This is a genomic window from Cohnella baijiui (assembly GCF_020731285.1).
GTDB lineage: Bacteria > Bacillota > Bacilli > Paenibacillales > Paenibacillaceae > Cohnella.
Genome location: NZ_JAJFOW010000003.1, coordinates 257,451 through 284,043, shown reverse-complemented (window position 1 = coordinate 284,043; position 26,593 = coordinate 257,451). Strand labels below are relative to the sequence as shown.

21 protein-coding genes are annotated in these 26,593 nt (G+C 47.0%); 8 read left to right on the top strand and 13 right to left on the bottom strand.

Translation table 11 applies throughout. The features are described from left to right. Window positions 1–25: 25 nt before the first annotated feature. Window positions 26–1,126, top strand: coding sequence for a GntR family transcriptional regulator (locus tag LKX83_RS04835; RefSeq protein ID WP_304518293.1), 1,101 nt, complete (start codon window positions 26–28; stop codon window positions 1,124–1,126). Window positions 1,127–1,238: 112 nt separating this feature from the next. On the opposite strand, the gene LKX83_RS04830 is transcribed toward LKX83_RS04835, so the two are convergent. The 5 genes from LKX83_RS04830 to LKX83_RS04810 form a co-directional block, all read right to left on the bottom strand. Then, entirely contained in the window at window positions 1,239–6,800 is a 5,562-nt protein-coding gene (locus tag LKX83_RS04830) for an S-layer homology domain-containing protein (RefSeq protein WP_227881024.1), read from the bottom strand. Between the two features lie 185 nt (window positions 6,801–6,985). After that, a complete protein-coding gene (locus LKX83_RS04825) occupies window positions 6,986–8,539 on the bottom strand; it encodes a hypothetical protein (protein ID WP_227881023.1) in 1,554 nt (517 codons plus the stop codon). Window positions 8,540–8,563: 24 nt separating this feature from the next. Continuing rightward, on the bottom strand, window positions 8,564–9,505 hold the full coding sequence (locus LKX83_RS04820; RefSeq protein ID WP_227881022.1) for a sugar phosphate isomerase/epimerase family protein: 942 nt from the start codon (window positions 9,503–9,505) through the stop codon (window positions 8,564–8,566). Further along, entirely contained in the window at window positions 9,492–11,093 is a 1,602-nt protein-coding gene (locus LKX83_RS04815; RefSeq protein ID WP_227881021.1) for a hypothetical protein, read from the bottom strand. The genes LKX83_RS04820 and LKX83_RS04815 overlap by 14 nt, the downstream gene beginning before the upstream one ends. 169 nt (window positions 11,094–11,262) lie before the next feature. Continuing rightward, window positions 11,263–12,255 carry a LacI family DNA-binding transcriptional regulator gene (locus tag LKX83_RS04810; protein ID WP_227881020.1) on the bottom strand — a complete coding sequence of 331 codons (993 nt, stop codon included), beginning with the start codon at window positions 12,253–12,255 and terminating at the stop codon, window positions 11,263–11,265. Window positions 12,256–12,577: 322 nt separating this feature from the next. Between LKX83_RS04810 and LKX83_RS04805 the strand changes: the two genes are divergently transcribed. Beyond that, window positions 12,578–13,141, top strand: coding sequence for a TVP38/TMEM64 family protein (locus tag LKX83_RS04805; protein WP_370639024.1), 564 nt, complete (start codon window positions 12,578–12,580; stop codon window positions 13,139–13,141). A gap of 323 nt (window positions 13,142–13,464) precedes the next feature. On the opposite strand, the gene LKX83_RS04800 is transcribed toward LKX83_RS04805, so the two are convergent. Next, window positions 13,465–14,517, bottom strand: coding sequence for an ankyrin repeat domain-containing protein (locus LKX83_RS04800; protein WP_227881019.1), 1,053 nt, complete (start codon window positions 14,515–14,517; stop codon window positions 13,465–13,467). Between the two features lie 313 nt (window positions 14,518–14,830). Here LKX83_RS04800 and shc point away from each other — a divergent pair, with 313 nt between their 5' ends. The 3 genes from shc (at window position 14,831) to LKX83_RS04785 (ending at window position 18,801) form a co-directional block, all read left to right on the top strand. Beyond that, a complete protein-coding gene (shc, locus tag LKX83_RS04795; RefSeq protein WP_227881018.1) occupies window positions 14,831–16,726 on the top strand; it encodes a squalene--hopene cyclase in 1,896 nt (631 codons plus the stop codon). 920 nt (window positions 16,727–17,646) lie between these two features. Continuing rightward, window positions 17,647–18,192 carry a hypothetical protein gene (locus LKX83_RS04790; RefSeq protein WP_227881017.1) on the top strand — a complete coding sequence of 182 codons (546 nt, stop codon included), beginning with the start codon at window positions 17,647–17,649 and terminating at the stop codon, window positions 18,190–18,192. Between the two features lie 90 nt (window positions 18,193–18,282). After that, entirely contained in the window at window positions 18,283–18,801 is a 519-nt protein-coding gene (locus LKX83_RS04785; RefSeq protein ID WP_227881016.1) for a hypothetical protein, read from the top strand. 500 nt (window positions 18,802–19,301) lie between these two features. Here LKX83_RS04785 and LKX83_RS04780 read toward each other — a convergent pair whose 3' ends face one another. From LKX83_RS04780 to LKX83_RS04770, 3 genes are all read right to left on the bottom strand, one after another. After that, window positions 19,302–19,505, bottom strand: a complete 204-nt coding sequence (locus LKX83_RS04780) for a hypothetical protein (RefSeq protein ID WP_227881015.1) — start codon at window positions 19,503–19,505, stop codon at window positions 19,302–19,304. A gap of 178 nt (window positions 19,506–19,683) precedes the next feature. Beyond that, window positions 19,684–20,205: a DUF2269 family protein gene (locus tag LKX83_RS04775; protein WP_227881014.1), complete on the bottom strand. Its 522-nt coding sequence runs from the start codon at window positions 20,203–20,205 to the stop codon at window positions 19,684–19,686. A 142-nt stretch (window positions 20,206–20,347) separates the two neighbouring features. Beyond that, complete coding sequence (locus tag LKX83_RS04770; protein ID WP_227881013.1) at window positions 20,348–20,677, bottom strand: hypothetical protein; 330 nt, start codon at window positions 20,675–20,677, stop codon at window positions 20,348–20,350. 97 nt (window positions 20,678–20,774) lie between these two features. Between LKX83_RS04770 and LKX83_RS04765 the strand changes: the two genes are divergently transcribed. The 3 genes from LKX83_RS04765 to LKX83_RS04755 are packed head-to-tail and all read left to right on the top strand — an operon-like array spanning window position 20,775 to window position 23,147. Beyond that, entirely contained in the window at window positions 20,775–21,353 is a 579-nt protein-coding gene (locus tag LKX83_RS04765; protein ID WP_227881012.1) for a TetR/AcrR family transcriptional regulator, read from the top strand. Window positions 21,354–21,368: 15 nt separating this feature from the next. Next, window positions 21,369–22,574 carry an MFS transporter gene (locus LKX83_RS04760; protein ID WP_370639023.1) on the top strand — a complete coding sequence of 402 codons (1,206 nt, stop codon included), beginning with the start codon at window positions 21,369–21,371 and terminating at the stop codon, window positions 22,572–22,574. 24 nt (window positions 22,575–22,598) lie between these two features. Further along, complete coding sequence (locus LKX83_RS04755) at window positions 22,599–23,147, top strand: NADPH-dependent FMN reductase (RefSeq protein WP_227881010.1); 549 nt, start codon at window positions 22,599–22,601, stop codon at window positions 23,145–23,147. A gap of 110 nt (window positions 23,148–23,257) precedes the next feature. Here LKX83_RS04755 and LKX83_RS04750 read toward each other — a convergent pair whose 3' ends face one another. From LKX83_RS04750 to LKX83_RS04735, 4 genes are read right to left on the bottom strand one after another with little or no spacing between them, the layout of a single operon-like run. After that, entirely contained in the window at window positions 23,258–23,791 is a 534-nt protein-coding gene (locus LKX83_RS04750) for a DUF2269 family protein (RefSeq protein ID WP_227881009.1), read from the bottom strand. 17 nt (window positions 23,792–23,808) lie between these two features. Beyond that, window positions 23,809–24,816, bottom strand: coding sequence for an ABC transporter permease (locus LKX83_RS04745; RefSeq protein ID WP_227881008.1), 1,008 nt, complete (start codon window positions 24,814–24,816; stop codon window positions 23,809–23,811). Next, window positions 24,809–25,759 (bottom strand): ABC transporter ATP-binding protein, encoded by a 951-nt coding sequence (locus LKX83_RS04740; protein ID WP_370639026.1) that lies wholly within the window; start codon window positions 25,757–25,759, stop codon window positions 24,809–24,811. The genes LKX83_RS04745 and LKX83_RS04740 overlap by 8 nt, the downstream gene beginning before the upstream one ends. An 18-nt stretch (window positions 25,760–25,777) precedes the next feature. Then, window positions 25,778–26,578 (bottom strand): GDSL-type esterase/lipase family protein, encoded by an 801-nt coding sequence (locus tag LKX83_RS04735; RefSeq protein ID WP_227881006.1) that lies wholly within the window; start codon window positions 26,576–26,578, stop codon window positions 25,778–25,780. Window positions 26,579–26,593: the final 15 nt, after the last annotated feature.

Sequence of the window (26,593 nt, the reverse complement as noted above, 5' to 3'; positions counted from 1 at the left end):
ACCTTTTTCGATGAGAGGAATTCCTATGTCCCTGACCTCTGATAATCAGCCGTTATACCTCCAAATTAGAGATAATCTTAAAGAAAAAATCGATCTGGGCGTATTGAAACCCGGGGATCAACTTCCAACCGAATCGGAACTCGTCCAACAACATGGCGTCAGCCGCATTACAATCAAAAGCGCACTGAAGATGCTTGTCGAAGACGGTCTTATCTATCGAATTGCTGGTAAAGGCACTTTTGTATCTGACCCCAATTCTTCCGAGCATCTCCATATAGATACAAACGCCGCATTCAAAAAAGTGGGCTTTCTCAGCCCGCTTGCCAACGACGAATTTTCGATGAAGCTCCTGATGGGCGTGCAAGAAGCATGCAAAGAGCGAAACTTGATCCTTATCGTCCAATCTGCAACTACTCAACTCGAGGAGCAAGAAGGAATCCAATTTTTGCGCACCGCAGGCGTGGATGGATTGCTCATTTTTCCGGTAGACGGGGAAGCATACAGCGAGGCGATATTAAATTTAAAGACGGAGGGTTTTCCTTTTGTCCTCATAGACCGTTATCTGCCGGGCATCAAAACGAATGCCGTCTATTCTGACAATTTTCTCGGCGGAAAAATGGGAACCGAATATTTGATTAATAAAGGACATAAACAAATTGGAATCATATCGGGTACCAAATCGAAAACATCCAGCTCCGAAGACCGCTTCTCCGGTTATTTGGACATGGCTACCAAAGCCGGGCTAAAGATCGAACCGGCGCACTGGCTGACCCGTATTGACGAAATCACTTATTTAGACATCAAGATGAGTCGTGAAATGATTCGCAAGTGGCTCGAGTCCCAACCCGAGATTACAGCTGTATTTGCTTTTTCCAACGCATTCGCTCTTTATGTAGCAGATGAAGCGATGAAAATCGGTAAAAAGGTACCCGAGGAGCTTGCCGTTCTTTCATTCGACGCTCCCCCGATCCGTGACTTCCAAGGGTGCTTGTTCAGCTATATCGAGCAACAAGAAGAGAAAATGGGAGAGGAAGCGATTGGGTTGCTTCTAGCGGCAATAGAAGATCCCTCGATTAACCGGCAAATTGTAATTCCCGTAAAATTGAATGAAGGAAGAACGACATAGTTTGTTGAACAATCTACTCATCCAACCCATTCGGCAATCGGAAGTAGCAACATAACAAACCACCCTGCTGCGAGAGGATCTCAACAGGGTGGTTTGTACTTTGTTACTTATTTCATTCGGCTAACCATGTTGATAGGACTTGTGCGCCTTCTGCTCTGGTCAACATTTCTTTTGGAGCGAATCGATTCTTTCCGCGTCCATTAATGAAGCCCAGTTCTTGCGCTTTACTCACTGCATCTTGCGCCCAAACGCTAATTTGAGCCTGGTCGCTAAATGTATCCTTCTTTGTGGTTGCACCCTTATTCCCCTTCTGGTATTCATAAGCGCGAATCGATATCACTGCCATTTCTTCGCGTGTGATTGAATCGTTTGGCGCAAATAAATCCGTGCTGCGTCCAAGTACAATTCCAGCCTCCTCTACTGCGGCGACACTCTCCGCAAACCACTTCGTTGAGCCAACATCTTTGAATTTCGAGTTATTTACAGCCTTTAATTCCAATGCTCGTGCAATCATTGCCGCGAATTCTGCTCTCGTGATCATTCCTTGCGGTGCAAAACGAGTATCGGAAACACCTTCAATAATATGCTTTGCAACCATATGCTTTATAATTTCACTAGCCCAGAAGCTCGAACTCACATCGGAAAAGGTTTTGTCATATTCAAGCACTGCATACTGACCTAAATAATTAACTTTAACCGTTATAACGGCATCGTTTAATTTTCCGCCCACATACTTAATCGTTCCATCCGCCGCGACAGAGTAAATGCCCAACAGATTGGGATTCGCATTCGGATTCACCCTGAATGTAAGCGTCAACGGCTCCGTAAAGGTTGTTACCGGTATGACTGAACCGTCTTTGGTAACTACATTCAATTTGAAATCAATCACATCACTGGCAGCCGTTAATTTAACCGACCCATTTTCAATAAATCTTTGCTCCAAATGGATAACAGCCTCTTTTGGTGCAATAGCTGCAGAGAAATTGATTTGCGCGCCAACTGCTTGCGCTCCGGTTACGACTCCTTGGATTTTTTGCAGCTGTTCTTTGGAGAATTCGATTGTCATATTGTTCTGCACAATCCGCAAGCGATTAGAGCCAATAAGGTCAGCTACATGGGTTGGAAGTATGACCGACTCCTTATTTTTCAGAACTTCAATCGTTATCATACCTGCTTTTGCATTTTTTAGTTGATCATCTGAAACAACCTGTTGTTTTTCAGCGTCGATTGGTTCTGTTTGTGATATCGGCGTCGGCGTCGACGTCGTTGGCGTTTGGTTCGCTTCTGCTACAATAACTGTTCTTATAACTTCCGTAGCTGCATTGCCTGCCGAATCCTTTACATTGTAATGGCAAATGTACGTTCCCGCCACTGTCGTATCGATACCAGCTACGGCAATCCCATCTTTCGTGTACGTTACGACAGCGGTTAATCCTGTGTCTCGGTTATCTGTAATGGTGACTCCTGCATCCGTATAAGTTGCTCCATTAGCCACATGAACTCGTTCACTACCTATCAATGTGATGACGGGTGGCGTTACATCTACGGGAGGCTCCGGAGTAAGCTTGCCGACCAACTTCATATCGGCCCAATTGGCTTGGTCATCGCCATTGCCCATCCACATGAGCTGCCCCCATACATTGCCGCTTAACTTACGAGTCGAGAGCATACTCATCCCTATGATCCGATCATTACTCGGACTAAAAGGCGTGATTTGCAAAGCGCTCCATGGGATCGCCATCTCAAGCACATACTTGTGCGCTTCTGTATCTATTACGGATTTAATGACTGCTTCGGTTAATGTATATTCCTGAGCCCCTCCGTCATCCCCCTGCCTCAAAAATACATGCGGCTGCGAATCCGGTCCACCCGCCGTAAACATCACTGCATAATCGCCTGACCGGTAGGCCGCCCCTTTCTTATTATGGTCGATATCAAGGAAGAGCATCGACGCCGTAGAGCTGAACATATTTCCACCCGTTTCTGTAAACAGGAACTCGCTATCTCCCCGCTGCTCAAGCACATACAAATTTGTGTCGTCCCATTTCAGCCGATACTTTGCATTCATATTCTCTGTATTCCCCCACAGCGTTCCATAACGCAGCAGATTCGGATCACTCTGACTAATGACGATGTCCGTCGCGTCATTCCATTCGCTTTCATTAGCGACACCATCTATCGTGATCGGCGAAGAAGCCCAATGACCTAGATAGACCGGTTTGACGAATTTGATCTTAATCGGCAGCAAATATTCGATTCCGAAATCTCCCGTCGATAACCGAATAGACTGTTGCGGCGATGATGACGTAATGTCCGTATTCGGCGTGACCTGGACATGAATCGTTCGCGTCTGATGCGGCAAAATCTCAAGTTGATTGTCAGGGAAAGCAATAGCTAGCTCCGGTTCGCTATCGCCAGATAGCGATAACCTGTGGAGCATGCCACCCCAGCCCCGTCCAAAATGATCGCCGATTTTGACATAGACCCATCCCGACTCCTTTTGATAGTTGCTTATCGGATAGCTGCGCTCCCGTTTGTTGGTTCCACCCTCTACAGAACTGTCTGCTTCGTAATCCACGACGGTCCAATTCGTTCCATCGGAAGACAGTGAAACTTCAAACCGATTGGACAGGGTCAATTTCAATTCAGGGTTGCCCATATCCTGCGGCACGGGGACCTTGTACACGAAATAATTGGCCCCATCCGCATATCGACCGCCCCCGGACATAGCCGATCCTCTATTCTCGACCAAGTAGTCCCCTTCTGCAGCTGATTCTGGAATGAAAGACAACGTATCCTTTACGTTAGGAAGAACAGACATCGCGACTTGGTGCGCTACCGTATCGCGATTCGTCACAGCCAGCTCTAAGGTTTTAGTCTCCCCCGGCTGGATATCCAAGGTGTCATTCGTACGCACAGTAAATGGCGCAATGCGCTCTTCATAATGAAGGGTAAAGCTGTACATAACGGGACCATTGCCTCTTGTAGGATCCGCATTTGTCATTTTCACATAAACTTCGCCATTGGCATTCGCATATTGTGCCAAATTACCGATCCTTCGGATACCTTTATTAGCTCCTCCAACTACCGGATCTCCGTTCGCATCCAGGTCTGCTCGGAAAAGCTCTGTCCAGACTGCATCGTCGCCGGAGACACTAATGACGTAATTGTTGGCTATCTCCAGCGTTAGACTTGCTTTAGGGTATTGATTGATATTAAATTTGTAAACAAGCTCCGCACTGTGGTCCGTAAATCTAAAATCAGGGTGTTGTCCGCCTGTATATCGGACTTTAAAGTCGGCGTCCCCATCATTCTGATTCGTCTCTACACGCTTCTCTACAAAGTTGACTGGCGCCGTATCCGGAACTGGCGTACTCGACCACTGCACATGGACCGTCACGCCTTGTTTCTGGTGATCATGCCGGATCAACAACGTCCTCGAACTGTTCTCCCATTCCGCTGATACGATTACGGGTTCGTTCGTAGCATCCGTTGCCGTCACTGTTTCCGGATAGAGCCCCTCAGGCGCGCCCAGTCTGGCGCTTGCACGGGAATTCGGCGTACCCGCCAGCTTATAGCTGGTTTCATCTGCGCCTTCCCTAACATCTGTCAGTTCGCCGCTTGCGAACAGCACCTCAGGCTTTATCGTATCTCTGTCATTAATATCATAGAGCATCGCATTGGTACGCGGCTGCATCTCTGTCATCCCCGTAACAACCTGCAACCGGTCATCGAACAGATCGATGTAAGAGCCTTGTAAATGTAATTGCTCCGGTTGATCCATGACTTGAATCGTCGTATACGGTCCACGAATGGACTTCAACAGATTAGCTTCGGTGTACGTTTCCCCCGCTTGCTCCACCGCATATTTCGCAATATCGCGGATCAACTGAGAAGCCTCCGGACTGGATGCAAAATAATCGGCAGATACGCCCATTACGATTACCTTGCCTTGATCAACTTCTTGCTCGTATGCAACGGATTGACCGTTCGCTTCATACAGCGAAGTCGCCCCGGCACCAAGCTCAGCCGAAGTCACAGTAAACCGCTTGGGTATGTTGATCGAAGAACGTCCGCCAAACACACCGGCCCCGCCCGAAGATTGCAACACGATATCGTTCGTTCCCTTGGAAGTTCGCTCACTCGCTACGTTTAATGCAAGCTTATTCCATAGATCTTGCTTCGGCGAAGACAGGTTCGTTTCCGTCCACCACTCTTCCAATTGGTCCGAACTACCGGAGCCCCCGGTATATACCAGCACGCCGCCGCCCTTCACCCAGTCGCGCAAGGCGTCATTAACCTTGGAACCCGTGCCATTTCCGACACCAACATTGCCTTCTATGGCTTTCCATACATCATAGCTAACGAACAACACTTTCGTATTTGCCAACGCATTCGGTTTGGTTAAGGTTTCTGCTGGAATAACCTGTAGCGGAATGCCTTTAGCCACTAAGGGAACCATCGGACCGTAGTATGATGGGACTGCACCCGCGGTTGACATTTGTGAAATCGTATCCGAGTACAAAATGCCGATCCCTTGCGTGCCTGCCTCGATCGTTGCCGATTTCTCATACATATCCTGCAGTGCCCGATACACATTGGTTTGAATCGTCTTATAAGAACCTGGCGCTTGCGCAAATCCCCGCTCTGACCACGGAACGACTTCAAACTGCTTGAATTGCGGCTGCATCAGCTGCGCGGCAATGGTTGTTTTATAAAACTGTTCGTACTCCGTCCAACTATACCCGGGTGTATCGGCTTTCGGGTCGGCAAGTGCATACAACTGCTTGCCATCATCACCCAGCTTCAAGTGAGCAAAGCTAGAATAATCAATGTATGCGGATTCAAAAATACGCCGTTCGCTGTTCCCGTTCGCCGGCACCGGCACTAACGCGGCATCGCTCCACTCTTGTGCAATATAACCATCGATCGTCGGAATGTTGTAGTAATCATAGTTGGAAGTCGTAATTCCATACATTAAGTAGCCGATCCCAGAATGCGAGGCAACCAATACCTTGACGTTCGAATCGTACGCTTTAATACGTTCGGATATGTCCTTAAGTGCACGATAGCACAAATACACTTTAAGCTTTTGCGATTTGAATTCCGCTTCTTTCGATGAAGCAGGATCTACCCAATCTTCCCCATAGTAAGCTAACCATTCTCGTTTGAACGCGTCGGAATATCCGGATTTAATAAACATGTCCGGTTCCTCGAAAACGATGCGTCTAGCTCCGGCATCGATACTGGCCTTAGCCATTGAATAGATGTAATTATTCCAATTTTCAGTAGGCACCATATAAGGTACATCAACGCTGGTCGAATGGGTAAATAAATTCCCATCCTTATCCTTCTGAATTTCATCAACGTGTTGTACGCCGTCATATAGTCCTCGTTTGTAATAATTCATATCCCGATTTAAAGCCATCATCACATCCACTTGATATCCCCGATTGGTCCATGAGGCAATTCTTGATTTGATCGATGTAGGCTCGAATACATAGACCATAACCGAATCCGCCAACACGTGCGCACTTTCATCGTCTCCTCCCGCTCCCGTCTGAAATGTCGTACGAACGACCGAACTAGCATTCACATTGTCCACCTCCGCATAAACAGGTACAGCTCCCGCTATTGTTAGCGCTACCAACAAACTCAAAACTTTCTTCCTCATCATCGCACGCCTCCATAAGGATGAAATCATTCACTACTAAGAAATTCATATTATCTTATGACAAAGTATATCTTTACAATTTGTATTATGTCAATATGAAAAAGGCATAGAGTTACGGTTTGAGACGACTCACTTTAGAAAAATGGCGACATGAGGAAGACTTCCCCGCGCCGCCATTGTTATTATTAGGGAAACAAAGGCTGTTCAATGCCCGCCGGCTTCACGTCGAGTACCTGATTTCCTCTCCATTTGATTGTGAAGTTTGTATCGAGAAGAGTCTCTTCCGTTATATTCTCTGTCAAGTCAAACTCTATAATTACACTAGAATTCTGTTGCATATGATCCATCAGAATATATCCGTTTTCAATCTGCAGACGCTTTCCATCCCCGTTGATCTGCACGGATAAACCTTGTTCATCTGCCCAGAGGGGAAGGCGAACGCTCAAATCACATTCCCTGTGGACGGCAATCTCTATTTTACCGAAATCGGGAAGAAAACTTGCGAGCGAGACTTCGGGTGTCCGAATGTCGCAAAACAGATGGATCATGACCTGTTTTTCTTTCCTTTCGACGATGGATTGATAATATGCGCACAATGCCTGTACCGCACCGGAGGTAATATCCATTGTCGCAATATCGATTCTTTCACCCGGCAGAAACCTGTCATTCATAAGCGGAAATCCAAAACTGCCTCTCGCCCTCGCGCGGATGTTTTTCAGGCAATCTTCCACACGATCCGAGTTTTCCGGCAGCGACTCTGAATCCATCAATTGGGCTGGAAGCAAGTGGCTTCGCATAAATCTTTCCGCATCCTCGAAATAACGGGCGTCACTGTGTTTCCCCAACAACAAAGCAATTTGGATCAGGTCCCCGGTGTTATTTGCTTCGCCCCTGCCGGATTGACCGCTGACAAGCTCCGAGCACCACCCCGTGTCGCTTCTGAACGTACGAAGCCCGCGGTCATAGATTCTTCTGCAATGGTCAATCATGTTCTCGTCGGCTATGAAGATGGCATATTCCAGAATGGATTCGACCGTTGAGGTAATCGAGTGACCATGATCGCCCGCTGCTTCCGTCAGCCCTCCCTCTAATGTAAACGCGGTTTTTAAATTATAATTTGCGTAACGAGAAGCCAGATCAAGCGCAAGCATGCTCCCGGTTTCACAATGGTACCTTACAAGAGCTCGAATAAAACGTCCGCTCGACATAGGGGGCGGTCCTTCCAAATCTTGAAGTCTGTCGATGATCCCTTCTTGCTCCGCTAATTTAGCAGAGAACGCTCCTTCTTTCGTGGTTAAATCATTAAGCTTATCCAACATACGATCCGCTACTTCCCTTGCCCGTGCATTGCTTCTGTACTTGACTAGTGCAACTAATCCCAACAAACCTTCCCGAATATTATGCATCTGGATAAAACGTTGGCCTTCTTGCTGATGGTCGACATAAGAATTAAGGCCGTCCCGATTGGAAAATGACGCGAAATGATAAAACGTTAGCGCCTCTTCGACTTCTGCGGGAATCGGAATGCCGGTCATCGACTCGGCCGTCAAAAGCGCATCCAATGCCCTCCCGGTGCAATGCGGAATGCCGATCGGTCCAGAATGATCCAACCGGATTCGACCATCGGGATGTTTGGTCATGACAAAATAAGGTTCGTTCATCCTATCCGTGTCGATAGAAAATCCGATTAAACTGCCCATTCCCGCTTCTATTCGATTTCTTATGTCCGTCGTTAACACGCTCATTTCTCCTTCACTTTGAATTTACGAATTCAAAAGAATATCTTCTCTTTCCTTGATGTAAGAGGCGGTCTGATACACAAGCCGATCAAGCGTTTCCTTGTCGGATTTGCCGTACATGGCAGGGTAGGGATCTCCGCCGGGTCCCAGCGGTTCGGCCGTAACATACCTGCCTTCACGGTTGTAGCCGAGCAAATAGAGCGCCATGATAACGGTATCCAAATCCATGGAACCGCTGCCGAGCGCTCCGCGGCTGCTGTCCGCGATATGCAGATTGAGCAGTTGTTCCCCCGCCGCCAGCAATGCTTCTCCAATATGCGCTTCTTCGGATTGCATGTGGTAGACATCCGCGTTAATGTGCTGAACCCCTGCATGAGCTACTGCCTGAATATAGGCTTGGGCGTCGGCAATCGTGTGGATGAAGCTGACCTCGGCTGAGCGGATGGGTTCGATTGCCGCTTTCACGTTCGCTTCGACGAACCGATCGGCCACCATGCTTATAGTTTCGACGCTGCGGTCGAACTCCATGCCGTCGTATGGAATCGGCCTGCCTACCGCTCCGGGAACAACCAAGACATACGCCCCTCCTATCTCTGCTGTAAACTCGATTTCCCGTTTCAAGTAATCGACCGCGGCCTGCCGGTGAATGGCGCGGTTGCTCGATAAGTCGTTATCCTTGGAAAACATGCCGCACACGCCGGAGACTTGGATGTCAAATGCATTCAGCACCTCTAAGGTTTCGTGTGGCTTATACCCGAGGTCCCGTCCGTAATGATTTCCATGCAGTTCGATATACCGGATCCCCGCCCGATGCAATCGCTTGGCCGAGTCTTGAAGAGGCTCGATTCCAAAACCCCAATTGCTCCAGGAAAGATTCAGACGCCTTTTCAACTTGTCCGGATAATTTTGTTTCAATGCCTCAAAGCCATTTCGAATTTGCTCATTTTTCTTCTCATAGTTTTGCATGGCCGTCTATCCCTTCAAACAAAGGATAAATTCCTTCAACCGGACTGACGCCGATCACTTGCTCGCCAAGCCATCGCACTCGGTACGGTTTATGATAGATAAACTCGTCTTCCTCGCATGTCTCGGGGATGAACTTGACCTCATAAGACAGACCCGCTTGCAAATTGCGTATGACGGCATAACGGTCCATCATCAGAAACGCTACAGGTTCGTTATCGATACAAATCTGCAAAGAGGATGGCTCTGTTCGCTCTGGTATGCGAACCAGAATATTCCTCGCCGCCTTGGGCGTGATGACGATTCGGCCTTCTTTGGGCAGATCGCTTCTCACTTCCGCCAGGTCGTTCTCCCAGGAGAACAATAAATGAACCATAATCCCCAATTCCGATTCGGTAATGATATGCTTCGTGAATTCGCAGATCGCCTGAACGGCCCCCTGGGTGATGTCTATCGTATTGATGGCAGAGTCTTCTTTCTGCAAATGGCTGCTAGGCGTCGGGAATCCGAATCCTCCGATCATCCTTTCTTTCATATCGCATTCATGGTCTCCTGCCGGACTAGGGACTTCCTCTACAAAGTCATTTTTCAACACCTGACTGGGCAATAAGGAGGAGCGCATGAAAGTCTCGGCATGCGAAAAGTATTTCCGATCCGAGTGAGCGGCCAAAAGCAATTGGATCTGGATCAAGTCGCCCACCTGATTGACTTCGCCTTGATCGGTTTCCAGCCAAGCTTGTTCCTTGCACCATCCATACGAGCTGTAAAATTCCCGAAGACCGATTTCATACACGTTTCGAATCTGATCCGTCAGGATGGGATCCTTCGCGAGAATGGCATATTCCAATATGCCGCTTAGGCTCGAAGTTATGGAATGGATATGGTTGGCGGCTTGATCTTGGATAAGGCCTTCCGGAGAAAAGCAATGCCGCATGGTGCTTCTGCTGTGCGCTGCGCAAAGCTTCAGGGCTTTCAGATTGCCGGTCTCCCGATAATACTTCAACATCGCGCCGACCAGCCTTCCCTGAACTAACGGATAAGCATGCTGGATCGTGGCGAACTCTTTTTCCCTGCCCATCTTTTTCGCCGAATCATAGGATAGGGCGCCGGTTGAAAAATCGGTGAGCCGGTATACAGTATCCACGAACCCGACGGCAATTTTAGCGGCAGCTTCATGATTCCTCCATTTGATCAACCAGGTGAGACCCTCCAAACCTTCCCGAAGGTTATGGAATTCCACGAATCTTTTGTTATCCTGATCAGGATCATAGTAAGAAGGCAGGCAATCCTCATTGCTGCAGCAATCTATCAAATACCTCGTATAGACATGCTCCCCATGTTCGGGAATCCGCTCTCCCGTAATTTCTTCCGTATAAAAAAGCGCGTCCAACGCTCTTCCCGTCACATGCGGAATACCGATTTGAACGGCATGGTTGGCGAAGGCCGTTCCTTCTTTGGTCCTGATGATGCCGAAGAAAGGTTCTTCATCCTTATCTTTGTCCAACATCCGGCATATGTAGGCAGTTGCCAATTGCAGCCTCTCCGTTATGTCGGCATCATACCATTGAATTTCTTTCCCATGCTTTGGCATCACAATATCTCCCTTGTTCAACATTTTGTTTCGATATTGATTCGTTCTTGTATCGTTCCAACATTGGACAAAATAAGCTTCTATCGAAGCCCCCTCGAAGAAGAGCGCCCGCGCTTGGCGGAAGCTTATTATGCCAATCGGAAAGAGCTATGGGAAACCCCTGCTGCGCTTACTGTCGGCAAGGCCCTGTCGTATGGCGCACAACTAGATGATGCTCATATGTCTTGTGTATCAGCCTGGTAACTCCATTATCCAGACAATCGAAAAGGATATTTATGGAATCGTCTACCAGCTGCACCAAGGAGTGCTGTACGGTTGTCAACGGCGGATTCATGCTGGAAGCCATCGGAATGTCGTCATATCCGATGATGGACACCTCTTCCGGCACGCTGATATTCCATTTTACCATCGCCTGCATGGCGCCAATCGCTTTTACGTCGATCTCGGCTGCAATCGCGGTGAAATCTCTTCCATACTGCGTCAAATAGCGATCGACCGCCTTGTAGGCACTGTCCTCGGGAAGCGAAACGTCGAGAATACGCCGATATTCGAGACCGTGCCGTTCGACAAAATCCAGATAAGCTTTTCTGCGAACTGAGCTGTCACCAGCCGTGAGAAATAATATTTTTCTATGTTGCAGATCATAGAGATGACGAAGCGCTTTCATCTGTCCGGAATAATCATCGATGGCCAGATAATTTACATCTTCATCTTTATCAAGAATAACAACGATCGGGATATTTCTTTGTTTGGCAGCTTGCTTGATTTCCTCCGGCACGACGCTTTGATACCAGATGAATCCGTCTGTGCTGCCACTCAGAACATATTGATATAAGGATTGAACATCCCGCCCGTAGCCGTTATAAAGCGTAAGTCCCATATTTTCCTGAGACAGCCGGCTGGACATACGTAACAACAATTCGGAAAAGAACGGTTCCGAATATGTCAATTGCGGGTTGACGGCTATCACCAATCCGATATTGTTGGCGCGTCCGGATACGAGGGAGACCGCTTTTTGATTCGGAACATAGTTTAATTCTTTGGCAATTTCCAATATGCGCCTGTGCTTTTCCTTGACCGCCTTTCCCTTGCGGTTCAAAACATAGGACACGGTACTTACCGGTACGCCTGCAAGAAGGCTTATGTCTTTTAATGTCGTCATATCAATCCTCTTCTTTATTAAGCTGGTAAAAAAATAAATTCGTTCTTGGAACGTTACAATTTATTCTCAATATACCGCAACATCATTTTTTTAGCAACTGTTTCCGCTTAACGTATTATCCATCATTGAAGCCGTCGCAGCCCACTTCTCGAGCAAAAGATCCACTCGGAATAAGAGCGATCCTCCCCTGCGAATGAGCGTCGATTTAGACGAAAATAACGTTCAATTCTTGTCAACTCTTAACTCGAATGGGCGGGTATTTTTTTGGATCCCACGATAACGTGCAAATGATTTCTCCTCGGCATTTTTGTATAATCGATTCATGAGGAATATATATGCTCCGTCAGGTAACGCGAAGATAAAAAGATGGCTTGCTTTTCTTTTCTACGCATTAACGATAAGCATGCTTATCGTTTATAAATCCGAGCTTCTGGCTTGGATGCAGCAGGGCTCCCATTCAGTCTTCCTTATGCTGTTGATAACGATTTGCTTTACCTTTTTCCCTATACTCCCTTACAGCGTTGTCATTGGGATCATGGCATTTATGTACGGCACTCTCCCAGGCGCCTTGCTGTGTTGGACCGGCGCTTGGATATCTTCCCTTCTGATGTACGCCTTCACTAGAACTTTTTATAGCGAACAAACGAATAAATGGCTGTCGGCCAACGAACGAATGGTTTCCTTTCATGCAAAAGTGAAGAAAAACCCGTTTGTCTCCATCTTATTGGCGCGTCTGATCCCCGTGCTTCCGCAATCGATCGTTTCCATTTATGCCGGTGCCGCTTCTATTTCTTTTCCAGTCTATGCGTTAGCATCCGCAATAGGCAAAATTCCGGGGATGCTCATATACGCTTTTATCGGCAAGCATCTGCTAAGCCTTTTTTAATAACATACAGACCGAAGCATTGCTTTCTCCGACTTCTTGTTTGCAAGCTGTTGAACGAGAAGCCCAAAGAGGGCCGCAACAGGTCACCAACCAGCAACCTGTAACAGCCCCCAAACCCGTATCCGACGTGGCCTCTCAGCTCTTTTTCTTCTCCCGTCGCGATCGGATCATCGCTGTAACTAATCCAATCGCTCCAGCTTCTTATCCATCCCACGAACCACTATGCTTAAAGGGGTCTAAAGCAAAATACTCCTATGGCTGGGTCGAGCCGAACGGAACGCCAACAAAAGGCCATGTGAAATAAGGTAGCACCGGAAGAAACACTAATTATATAGCTCATCGATCGGTAGACCATCCAGCACGTGACTTACTACGACTGGCAACTTCTTAATGAATTTACTCCACTTTACACCTTCAAAGATGAAAAGCTCTTCATGTTCTATATCGAAGCTACCTAGACATTTTTGATCAGGGATCCAAATGATGAAACCAGTACCGCCATATCCTTCAACTTCCTTGGTAAAGTCTAAAAATATCCTACCTCGCCACTCTATCGGCTTCACGTCAAAGATTGTTTCAAACTCGACGTATTCTGTAGGGCTTGTCCCTGGAAGATCAATTCTTCGATTTTCTGTACCAAGCCATTTTACGATGTCCGCCGGCATTCCCATCTTTTTGAGCTCTTCTGCACGTTTATCTGCTTCATGCCAGATGGGTGGTTCAAACTGCTTTATATATTCCATCATTTCCTTATTCTTGTTCCGCTTTGCCTCAAGAAATGCACGGTCGCCATACTTATCCCTTATCGTTACATCTGCACCGTGCTCTATTAAGTATTTTACGATTTCAAAATGATTTCCGGATGCGGCCATTTGTACTGGTGTTGTGCAATATGGAAACACTTGATCTTTACCGTTAAAATTAACATCAGCACCATGTTCAACTAAAAGTTTTACGATGACAAAATGCCCACCCCATGCTGCATCTCTTAGAGATTTTCCTCCAATCTCAATTATGTCAATACCCATTTCCACAAGAGCGATTGCTCCGGAGATGTTCTCGAATGCTATCGCGCGACTAAGCGCGGAGTGACCTACATGGCTAATCGCGTTGATATTAGCTCCTTTTTGAAACAGGTACTCAAATAATGAGGGTTCACCATGCGCTGCATTTACAAAAGCAGGATTCTTCTTGTCATTAATCTCAGCACCATACTCAATAAACAGTTTTGCAATCTCATATTGTCTAAAATCAAAAGCACATTCCAGTGGATTATCATATATACCCACTTTTACGTTAGGATCAATTCCATCTTTTAATAAACGGAGTACCGATTCAATTTTACCTTCTTTAATCATCTGCTCTAATTGTTCCATATTGACCCTTTCGAAAATGGAATAGGTACCAAACCATTAATACCACAATATAACATTACTTATTCTTGAGGTAAATGAATACCTTGTTAGAACCTTGTCCACCTTGCCATGCACATTAGATACCTTAAGGATTGTGCTGTTTTGAGAGCTTGCCAGTCGTTAGCGTGCAGTCCCAAATTGCGGCGTAGCCGGTCTTGCAGCCCGGTACGATTCCTGATGTGCTCCTGTGCCTTTGGCACCTCCTCATTTTCTCATTTCCCATTGTCGACAATCATATAATGGTGAAAATGTATCACGGAGGTACCCCGGGAAAATGACTCCTATTTTAATCAAAATAGATGAGGAAATTCAGCGACTGACAAATACACTTATTCAGCAGCAGCAACAAGACGGGTCTTGGCGTTTTTGTTTCGAGAACGGGACGACCATAGATGCATACGTGATCATTCTCTTTCGAACGTTGAACATTCAGAATGAAGCCCTTATTCGGCAACTGCATGATCGCATCCTCGCCGAACAGCAGCCCGAAGGCTACTGGAAGTTGTTCCCCGATGAAGAAGAAGGAAACTTATCGGCTTCTGTTGAAGCTTATTATGCCTTGCTCTATTCCGGATATAGCCAAACAACGGATGAGCCGATTAGACGAGCCAAGCGCTTCATTCAATCCAAAGGTGGTCTTGGAAAAGTCGCCAGCATCTTGACCCAAGCCATCCTCGCTGCTACTGGGCAAAGGAAATGGCCCTTATCCATCTCGTCCATTCCTCTTGAGGTGCTGCTTCTCCCCGCTTCTTTTCCCATCAACTTTTTTGAGTTTTCAGCGTATTCAAGAGTCCATCTGATTTCCATGCTGATCATGGCCGATCGGCATTATTCTATAAAGACTGATCAAACTCCCGATCTATCCGATCTTCATGTTGATCCTATGAACACCGATGAACAGCCCGCTCGTGCGTTTCAGGAGATGCAAGACAGCATACAGGCCGGACTACGCAGGCTTATTGGCACGCCCCGCTCGATCCATGAAGCCGCCACAACAAAGGCAGAACAGTTCATTCTTCAACGGATTGAATCGGATGGAACCTTATACAGCTACGCCAGCAGCACCATTCTGATGATCTACGCCTTGCTTGCCCTCGGTTATGATCAGCAGCATCCTCTCATCACGCGTGCCGTTCAAGGCATAACAGCTATGCAATATCGCTCTGACGGTAAAACGACGATTCAAAACTCACCCTCTACCCTATGGGATACCGCTTTGATCACCTACGCCATGCAGGAAGCCGGAATGGCCGATGACCATGCGACGATTCGGGGTGCAGCTGCTTATCTGCTTTCCAGACAGCATCACCATTCAGGAGATTGGAGTATTCATAATCCCAATACACTGCCTGGGGGATGGGGTTTTTCGGAAACCAATACCATGAACCCGGATGTGGATGACGCAACTGCAGCTTTACGAGCCATCAGAAGTTTATCTCCTGCCAATCCTTCCTACAGAGAATCGTGGAATCGCGGGCTCCATTGGGTTCTATCGATGCAAAATAACGACGGAGGCTGGCCGGCCTTCGAAAAAAACACAAACAATGAAATGCTCACTTGGCTTGCCATAGAGGGCGCCAAATCGGCAGCCATCGATCCCTCGGAAGCTGATCTTACCGGGCGCACCCTAGAGTACTTAGGAAACTTTACCGGACTTGACACTCGGCACGACTTCATCAAACGCGGAACCAACTGGCTGATGAACCATCAGGAGAACGACGGCTCATGGTATGGAAGATGGGGGATTTGTTACATCTACGGTACGTGGGCTGCCCTAACGGGATTAAAGGCTGCGAACATCTCCTTCGAACATGAGACTGTACAAAAGGGAGCCCAATGGCTCTTCAACATCCAGAACGCTGACGGGGGATGGGGAGAATCCTGCAGAAGCGATCGGCTTCGGCACTATGTGCCTTTGGGGGAAAGCACGCCTTCTCAAACCGCATGGGCATTAGACGCTCTCATCGCTGTACATCCACAATCAACTGCCGCAATGGATAAAGGCATCTACAGACTTATCGCTTCCCTGCAAGAAGACAAATGGACGGCCTCCTATCCGACAGGTGCCGGCCTTCCGGGTCATTTATATGTTCATTATCACAGCTACCGATACATCTGGCCCCTCCTTACGCTGAGTCACTATAGACGGAAATTTGGCCCCAAATCCTGAATCGAAGCAAATCCAATAATCACCTCTCATATAGAGGTAAAAATTCACCGTGCCTGTTTTGATAGCGTAAAGTCTGCGATTTGTCCGGTTTCAGCAACTAAAGGGCAATTATGTTCAACCAGCCGTGATACTTGTCCACGCACCTGAACAAGCTATTACATACGATACATCTTCATTTGATATCAGAATGTCATGTTCGTGTAGATGCGACCTCGAAGGAGTCCGTTTCCAATCTGCCGTCTGGAAGGTACCTGTGGGTACTGGCCACGACACCAAAGCCGTATTGTGATGAACGTGGAGTCGGATTGTCGAATATGGAGTTTCTGGTATGCGAGGGTCATGCGGGGATATTTTGAAATTAGTGATCGTTCTCCCTTCTTATTGCGGATAAAATGACAAAATCTCTTTCTATTCTGCGACGATGTTTACAATCCTTACATGCGGGTTTGTTGCGTTTGCGTTCCTCCTAGAATTCATCCCCGAGGGTCATTACTTCGCTGCTGTTACGAACAACTCGCCGATTGATTCATCTGTTTACAATTCGTTCCCGCAAACGTCTGGGTTGGAAGTGGGCTCACAAAGCCTTCATGGACGAGGTGTCCCACTTAGTTTGATAATCATTCTTAAAAGATTGTAAATTATAGAAATTTAGTATATTTTATAAATGTAGGTGTCATTTACCTTTTTATCCTTCAATTATCAAGCAGGGAAGTGACATCAAAAAAAATTAATGGGAGTTGGTCAGTTATGGGAAGTCGGTTGTTTAACGGAAAGTTCATCTTACGCCACCTAGCTCAAATTATGCTTGGTCAAGTTTTCGGAACAATTGGGTAAAGAACGGAGTCACATACGAAGTTCAACATCTGACTGCAGAACCTAATGATCAACCTTCCATTCTCAAGGGAACAGGAGGGATTCTATTGTCAAATTCTGATTCATTCCAGGCTGCAGCTGCAAACCTAGCTATCACCGTCATGAAAGAAGGGGTATCGCAGTTGTATGGACCTCTTGATGCTACAATCACTGTATATGATGCTTTGAAAAGCTTTGTTACCGATGCAAACTTTAGCAGGACAACAGAAGTCACTGATATTAAGGCGAATTACACATATGGTTGGTATGAAAATATAGACTTTATGTATGTAAAAAAATTAGGTGAAGCAGATGACAAACAAAAATTGACATTCACTTCATCTGCTGTATATGGAAATATTAGTTGGACTATACCTGAATTCTCATACAAGTCAAATGGCGCAGTCCAGAAGTTGAGTTTTAACACTGACCAGAGGCCCTTCAGCTACTATAACACTACTGCACATAGAAATGGTTCTTTCGCAGTTGCAGCATATCTTGACCCTTCTGCACCCAGAAATGCATATATAACATGGGCCGAGATGAGAGGATTTCAAAATAAATTAATTAAAACAGTACCTGTAGCCACACCTGCATCCCCATTTGTGATGTAATAATAAAATGATAAGATTTGTGCGAAGTGTAATTTATAACTTCGCACAAATCTTATCCAATTTTCCAGAAGAATAGGGGGTGCCATTATAGTGTTCAAAATATTTAAAATTACATTAACTCTGATAATTGTATTAGGAATAGTAACGTCACTCATTTTATACTTCTATAAATTCCCCAAAGAAGTGGATCTAGTTCTTCCTGCTGTCAGCTTTTACGAGAACGACCCTTCTTCCATCAAGCATACTTCAGTAAGAGTATCAGGAACACTGTACCGGCCTTTTTTTCGCCAACACATATTCAAAGGAAAAATAATGATTGATGGCTTAGATTTTACAAAAGTAAATAACACGTTAGATACATATGTACTCGAAAAAAATAATGGGATAAACATGAGTAATCTTGTTTATCAAAAACCCTCACAACCATGGGAATTCGTCACGTTGAGTATTATCTGGTTTGATGATAATTTTGAACATATAAATATTGTGAGTAATTGGGGGGAAAATAAAAAATTGACGCTTTTCATCGTTTCTGCCTCTTCTTATGAAGAGGCGGTCGTTTCTCAACAAAAGATGAAAGAGCTGTATGGTTCTACATTCGTTCCATGAGAATAGATCTTACTTATCTCTTACCAAAAAGGGCTCATAGGCAAACGGATAATGTTATAGTCACCAATCGAGAATCGCACAATGCTCTTAATATCATCATTTGATAAGAATGTATCCGATAACATAAAAGGCCCCCATATTACACGGACTTAAATATGATAACTTGAGTTTTGTGATTTCTATCAATAATTCGAAAAATGGCAAACGTGTAGCGGAGAGGTGATCAGGTTGTTTGGGCGGATATCTTGTGATGCTTAATGATGTCGAATAATGGCTTGTTCTCCATGGCTTGTTGGTAAACATACACGATGATCTGCCCAAAATACTCCTGCCGAATTCGATATACTACATCTCCAAGTGTAAGATGTTTTCCATTTCGCTCAGGGATCCTTCATATTCGTAAACCCAATATGTCCCCTGACCCTCCACCGTAACGGAGCGGAGATCAGCTTTGCGTACGTATTAGGTAGCGAAATCAGCCATGGAGATTGTCACGCCGCTTACTTGCCTTCACTGCGCTGCGCGCCAGGTTGTCGACGACGTGCTACCGCTTCCACCCACAGCTGTGCCACATAGTCCCAGTGCTGCAGCTGGCGGCCGCCGCACGCATCGAAGATCGGGCACGGCGCCCCGCGCCGGTACGGGCTCAGCTCGAATAGCGCAGTCATTCGAGCGCGGTCGAACGACTTGCCGTCACTGACCACGTCGGCGCGTACCTCCTCGCCGGGCAGCGCCTGCGCAACAAAAAGGTATAGCCATCTACTTGGCCACCCCCTTCGCCTTTATATGTTCATTATCACAGCTACCGATACATCTGGCCCCTCCTTACGCTGAGTCGCTATAGACGGAAATTTGGCCATCAAGCATAAACAGAGGTTTTATTTAGGCAAGATTTGGTCGCTTTTTTTGTTTTCGCGATCCCAACGGTTTGAAGACGGAAAGCACCAATATCGCGGAAAGAGAAAGGATCTGGAGAATAATCCCGGTCCACAACTCGCCACTGTTCACGATGAACGCCGGATCCTGAAGGACGCTTGATCCTTCAGCCGATGTCAGCTTGACCGCTTTGAGCGTCCAGACATACATGCCGATTGGTCCCAATGCGACAGCAAGGAGCGTCAAGATTTCCTTGGCGATAATCCAGTAAAATTTGAAGAGCCTCCAGTGGGTCCGCACCGACAGTAATATCCCGGTGATGATAACGAAGACGACTGAATATCGAACAGCTGTTTTGGATAACACATGCATACTGGTATAACATGCTTGAAGCACGCCGACATCGTTCGTATTTGCCGTTGTAATGCTCAGAATCAGAAAGACAAACGCTTCACCAAGCATCAGCCCGGAAAACAACAGATGGAGCGTCAGCAGCCACTTTCTCTCGGTTGCTCCGATTTTCCCCACAACATTCATCTCCCGTCACTCAAAACTGTTTTCCTTTTTCAGTTTAATGGTTAATTCTAAAAGGGCTCTAAACGAAATCTAAAAAAAGTAGAAAGTGAATAAACTGGCGGCCGCGTGCATGCCACAAAAATAAAAAACCCTCTCATCCAAGAGAGGGCCTGGCTGACAAAGATGCTGCTATGAAGCAAAGTGGCACAACGTTCAAAGCAATCACGACAGGTGTAAGGGGCAGCAGCAGCATCACGTATATCAGCCAGCATACCGGTACATATAGAAGCAATAGGCCAACGCCAAGCACGACAGACGCTGCCAACCTGAAAAAAAGAAATCGTTCCATAGCGGCAACAATCAGAATCGCCAGCGTAGGCAAAGCAAACAAATCACTCGCTTCATGAAAGAAAACGGTGGTCCCAAGAATTAGCAGGAGCTGAAATGGCAATAAACCTGCAAGCGCTTCAGCAAGCAACGACAAGGATATTCCCGCCTATTGACAATCCTTGGATGCAGGAGTAAGATCAAATCAAAAAAGTTAGTTACCTGTAACTAACATGAGGATGATTCGTTTGAGCATGAAAACAGAAAACACTGCCGAGAAAATACTCCTGTCTGCTTTAGATCTAATGGCCGAGAAAGGATACAAGACGGTAACCATAAAGGAAATCGCCGCGGCTGCATCCATCAGCGAGATGACTGTATTTCGGACGTATGGTTCCAAAAAAGCGATATTGGACGCTATAGTCGATCACTATCTCTCCTCCGCCCCGATTGAACAGATCAACCCGAAGAATCTCGCCTATGAGCTGGAACAAGATTTGAACATGATCAGCGAGCTGTACCACCAGGTGTTGAACAGAAATAAAAAAATTTACTTGATTTCCATTATGGAACGTAAAACGATGCCCGAAATCCATCTGAGGCTGCACAATAATGCGACCAAGTTTCTTGCCATAGTCACCGAATATTTCCGTGTCATGCAGCAAAAAGGCAAAGTGATCCAAGGCAATCCTGAGTCCCAAGCTTTGACGCTCATGCGATTTAATTACGGGAAATTTATTTCCGGCTTGCTTTTGGAAGATATCGCGCCCCCTTTCCCAGACGATAACCTTCAAGTTTCGATATCCATTATTGCCAAGGGTTTAAAACCCTAATTTTTTTCCTCTAGAATGTTAGTTATCGATAACTACCAAAAAAGAGGAAGTGAATCGATGAAACGCTTGTGGACCAAATCTTTTACGGGATTAACGTTAACGATGTTCTTCTTATGCTTCGGGTTTTATTTGCTCCTCCCGACATTGCCGCTGTACATCCAGCAATTGGGCATCGGCGAATCGCAGCTTGGATTCATCATTGGCGGATTTACTTTGTCCGCAGTCGTTGTTCGTCCGATCATCGGCGGTCTTCTAGACCGATTCGGCAGGCGCTTCTTTATTCTTGCAGGTTTGATTCTCTTCGCAATGGCTATGTTTCTGTACAACTGGGCAAGCGGTCTTCTCTTGTTGATTCTTTTGCGAATCTTTCATGGCTGCGGTTGGGCCGTTTCCACCACTTCCATCGGAACGTCCATTACCGATGTGATCCCTGCTCAGCGCCGAAGCGAAGGAATGGGATGGTACGGCATGTCCATGAGCGTATCCATGGCCATGGGCCCCATCATCGGAATGTGGGTGGTCCAAAGCTACTCTTTCCACAGTTTATTTTTCCTAGCCGCCGGCTTGTCTGTCGTATCCATCCTGATTGCCCGGGGAACCAAGGTGCCCACATTGCGACAGGACAACAAGCGGAGAACGGTATTTTTCGATAGATCCGTTCTGGCAATATCCGCAGCGATATTTTTCTTAGCCCTTACGTACGGAGGTATTACCACCTTCCTGCCGTTGTTCTCCAGCACCATCCAAGTTAACGCAGGTACTTTCTTTCTGGTCTACGCCATTGCTCTAACGATAACCCGTCCTATCGCCGGGAAACTTGCAGATCGTTATAACGAAGCTTCCATCATTATTCTGTCTTTGATGATTACGATCATCGCGCTGCTTATTTTGAGTTTCTCCAATGGATTGCCGGGAGTCATGGCTTCTGCCGTTCTGTACGGAATCGGCTTCGGATCGGCGCAACCCACGCTTCAAGCGGCAACGCTAAGCCTTGTTTCTTCTGACAAAAAAGGCGTGGCCACGGCTTCCTTCTTCACGGCCATGGATTTGGGGATCGGGCTTGGCTCCATCATACTTGGATTGATTTCCCAGCACTTGGGCTACTCCTTTCTGTTTGTTTCATGCGCCGTTTCCGGGCTGATTGCATTGCTGATCTTCACCGTTTTTGTCAGGAGGACCTTACTACGCGGAAAGGAGGATAACGCAGGAATAGTCGATTGATATCTTACAGGGGAGGAACCCGCAATGACAACCGCTCAAATGAACATCGGTATTATTTTGGGCAGCACGCGCCCAGCGAGAGTAAGCCCGCAGGTGGGGAACTGGGTCAAGGAACTTGCAGACAAGCGCGGCGACGCCACATACGAAATCGTGGATCTCGCCGACTACAACCTGCCGTTTCTCGGAGACCCTTCCGGCGAGCAGCAGGTTGCGGCTTGGGCCAAGAAAATAGCCAGTCTGGATGGATTCGTATTTGTTACTGCGGAATATAACCACAGCATTACCGGGGCATTGAAAAATGCGCTGGATTCCGCACGTGCGGAATGGTACAACAAAGCAGCCGGCATCGTCAGCTACGGCTCTTCGGGAGGGACGCGCGCCGCCGAGCATTTGCGCGGGATTCTGGGGGAGCTGCAGGTGGCGGACGTTCGTACGCACCCCGCTCTAAGTATGTTTACGGATTTCGAGAATTACACGATTTTTAAGCCGGCCGAACTGCACATTGCACATGTGAACGATATGTTGAATCAGGTCATTCGTTGGTCAACCGCACTAAAGTCCGTTCGCAGCTGACTAGAACCCCTATTCGCGACGAACAAGCTCATCCCTTAGGGGAAGAGCTTGTTCGCATTTTCTCCAGCGTCACAGCGACGGGATGATTCGTGGCGTGGTGTGTTTTTACGTTATCGTCCCCGAAAGATCCGCCTGGGTCGCTTTTTTTGTTTTCGCGGTCCCCATGGTTTGAAGACGGAAAGCACCAATATCGCGGAAAGAAAAAGGATCTGGAGAATAATCCCGGTCCTCAGCTCGCCTCTGTTCACGATGAACGCCGGATCCTGAAGGACGCTTGATCCTTCAGCCGATGTCAGCTTGACCGCTTGGAGCGTCCAGGCATACATGCCGATGGGTCCCAATGCGACTGTAAAGAGCGTCAAGATTTCCTTGGCGATAATCCAGTAAAATTTGAAGAGCCCCCAGCGGGTCCGTACCGACAGCAATATTCCGGTGATGATAACGAAGATGACCGAATATCGAACTGCTGTTTTGGATAACACATGCATACTGGTATAACACGCTTGAAGCACGCCGACATCGTTCGTATTTGCCGCTGTAAGGCTCAGAATCAAAAAGACAAACGCTTCGCCAAGCATGAGCCCGGAAAACAACAGGTGGAGCGTCAGAAGCCACTTTCTCTCGGTAGCTCCGATTTTCCCCACAATATCCCCCCCCCCTTTCAATTCAATATATCCCGTTTGGTAAACACGCTAAATGAAATCACCAATGAAATCAGTGCCCAGGCGGCTAATACCGAAAGTGAAAAGGGCAACGTAAGACCGGGAACTGGCGGCGATCCCGCTGACGGTAAAGCGGCGCTTAAAAACGTATTCGTCTGCAAGTTCACCATGAAGAAATATTTGGCGCTATCCCAACTCGCAACCATGTTGACCAGGATCACGCCAGAGATCAAGGCGGCCAGCATGATCCCCATTCCTGCCGCCGTGCTTCGTACCAATACGGATACCATTAAGGAGATGCAGCCCACGACAAAACAGGAGAACCAGCACAAGCTGATTTCCATGAACAGATAGCGCCATTGTTCAATCACATGGGCATTGGCTGTGATTAATTGATCCCCGGTCACTTGAAATCCGGTGATTACGGGCATTGACCAACCGCTGTAACCAAACGCCAACCCCGAGATGGCATAGCATATCAAAGTCGTCATCAGAATGATTAAGGAAGTAAATAACAGGAGCGTGATCAGCTTGCTCATTAATACTTTCCATCTGCGCACGGGACGCGTCAGTAATATTTTAATCGTGCCTGTCGAATGCTCGGCAGAGACAAGGTCTATGGCTAAGATCACGACTAATAACGGCAGGAACAACCCGATCGCATTTCCGAAAAAATCCCGCGTAAAGGTGACGCCGCTGGGCGTTTGCGGATTAATGTTTTTATCCAAAGCGTACTGCAACCTTGTGATCTCGACTTTGATCGCGCGCTTCGCCTCATCGGGAATACGAATATTGCTTAATTTGTTCGTATTATCCGCAATTTGATTTTGCGTGGTGATGCGCCAATCCGTTGTACCGAGTTGCTTGCGCGTGTTCTCTGCGATTCTCGTCTGGGCGTAAGTAAACACGGATACCAGCACGACGACAATCACGAGAATCACGAGAAAACGGCGCTTTTTCAGCAATTTGATCGTTTCGTTTTGAATCAGCGGATACAGGCTAATCAATGGTCTCACCGTCCGTTAAGCGCAGGAACAATTCTTCCAGCGTCGGATTTTTCACCGTGATGGCGTTTACCCGGACTTTCGAGCGTACCAGTTCGGCATTCTTGATCGGAATTTGGTCTTCCGGCATTTTACAGCGTACGATTCGGTTGCTTGATCCTTCGCCTATCGGAAGCTCCTCGAACGATGTGACATACCCGCTTGCTTTTAAAATCGCCATCCCTTCTTCAAAAGGCGACAGCCGCCACTCGACGATCGTTTCCGCCGGACGCATCAAATCCGCTACATGGCCCACAGCCGTTACGTTCCCATGACTGATAATGGCGACGCGGTCGCACATGAGTTGTATTTCGCTCAGCAGATGGCTGGAAACAAACACCGACAAGCCCTCTTGGGCCAAGCTGCGAATGAATACGCGCATTTCCTTTATTCCCTGCGGGTCCAATCCATTGGTCGGTTCATCCAGAATGAGCAGCTTAGGCTTGCCTAACAGCGCCTGCGCAATGCCTAACCGCTGGCGCATGCCGAGCGAATACGTTCTTACCTTGTCGTGAATCCGTTGGTTTAAACCCACGATTTCCACGACCTCATGAATCCGCTGCTTCGTTACGTTTTTCAGCATTCTCGCAAAATGCTCCAAGTTCTCCCAACCGGATAAGTAGGGATACAACTCCGGGTTTTCCACGATGCAGCCGACGTATTGCAGCGCTTCGTCCGGCTTATTGCCTACCGGAATGCCGCATATGAAAATTTGGCCCTCCGTTGGCTTGATCAAATCGACGAGCATTCGGATCGTGGTCGTTTTACCGGATCCGTTCGGACCCAGGAAGCCGAATACTTCTCCGGCCCGAACGTCAAAGGAGATTCCTTTGATAATCCATTTATTTTTAATCTTCTTCTTTATATCGCGCACGGATAACACGATAGATTCATCCTTCACTGCTATTCACCTCCTTCGCGAAATTTATTCCAAAGCTTGAACGACACGGGCGGCGATTCGATCATATCCGAGCGAATTCGGATGAAATTCATCGGTGTATAAATATTTTTGGATATCAAACTGGAACAAATCGAATGTAGGAACGACGATCATGTTGGGAAAGCCGTCTGCGATCTGTGCCGCCTTGAGATTCCATTGCTGCAGGATCGAAGATCCCTCTTGATTTCGGTCCTTTTTGATATAAGGATTGTATAAACCCACATATACAATTTTGGAATTCGGATTCAATGCCGCGATTTTGGTCAAAATTTGGTTCAGTTTCTCTTCGATGACAGGCAAGTTTTTGTTGATTTCCGCATAATTGATGTCCGACTGATTGGTGCTCCCGGCTTGACTTAAATCATTGGCGCCGATCGTCAGCATGACGATATCGGCTTGTCGAATCAATTTCTGAACGTCAGGCTCCTCCATAAATTGAAGCAAGCTGTCTGCACGCCAACCGTTAACGGCTTGATTGACCACATTTACGGGCTTCTTCCAGAGCTCTTCCAGATGCGTGCGAACTTTGCCGACGTAACCGCCGTCTCCCGATAAATCGCCGGTCCCCCTTGTTAAAGAATCTCCTAACGCCAGAATCATCGTTTCACCTTTAGGTAACGATTCAGCGGCGCTGTTCGTCGGCACTGGGTTGGAAGCGGCATTGGCATCTGAAGGTTTGGGATAGATGATATCTTGAGCCGCATAAATCAACCCGAACATAAACAACAAGGTGGCAACGAAAGCCAATGAACCGGCAGCACGCCATAGTACGATTGAAGATTTCATCCCATGTTCCCTCCT

Excerpts from the sequence above, each read along its gene's own strand:
- LKX83_RS04735 (WP_227881006.1), bottom strand. The coding sequence starts at position 26,578 with ATGAAATCTTCAATCGTACTATGGCGTGCTGCCGGTTCATTGGCTTTC.
- LKX83_RS04765 (WP_227881012.1), top strand. The coding sequence starts at position 20,775 with ATGAAAACAGAAAACACTGCCGAGAAAATACTCCTGTCTGCTTTAGAT.
- LKX83_RS04810 (WP_227881020.1), bottom strand. The coding sequence starts at position 12,255 with ATGACGACATTAAAAGACATAAGCCTTCTTGCAGGCGTACCGGTAAGT.
- LKX83_RS04835 (WP_304518293.1), top strand. The coding sequence starts at position 26 with ATGTCCCTGACCTCTGATAATCAGCCGTTATACCTCCAAATTAGAGAT.
- LKX83_RS04830 (WP_227881024.1), bottom strand. The coding sequence starts at position 6,800 with ATGAGGAAGAAAGTTTTGAGTTTGTTGGTAGCGCTAACAATAGCGGGA.
- LKX83_RS04760 (WP_370639023.1), top strand. The coding sequence starts at position 21,369 with ATGTTAGTTATCGATAACTACCAAAAAAGAGGAAGTGAATCGATGAAA.
- LKX83_RS04820 (WP_227881022.1), bottom strand. The coding sequence starts at position 9,505 with ATGCAAAACTATGAGAAGAAAAATGAGCAAATTCGAAATGGCTTTGAG.
- LKX83_RS04805 (WP_370639024.1), top strand. The coding sequence starts at position 12,578 with ATGAGGAATATATATGCTCCGTCAGGTAACGCGAAGATAAAAAGATGG.
- shc (WP_227881018.1), top strand. The coding sequence starts at position 14,831 with ATGACTCCTATTTTAATCAAAATAGATGAGGAAATTCAGCGACTGACA.
- LKX83_RS04755 (WP_227881010.1), top strand. The coding sequence starts at position 22,599 with ATGACAACCGCTCAAATGAACATCGGTATTATTTTGGGCAGCACGCGC.
- LKX83_RS04815 (WP_227881021.1), bottom strand. The coding sequence starts at position 11,093 with ATGCCAAAGCATGGGAAAGAAATTCAATGGTATGATGCCGACATAACG.
- LKX83_RS04800 (WP_227881019.1), bottom strand. The coding sequence starts at position 14,517 with ATGGAACAATTAGAGCAGATGATTAAAGAAGGTAAAATTGAATCGGTA.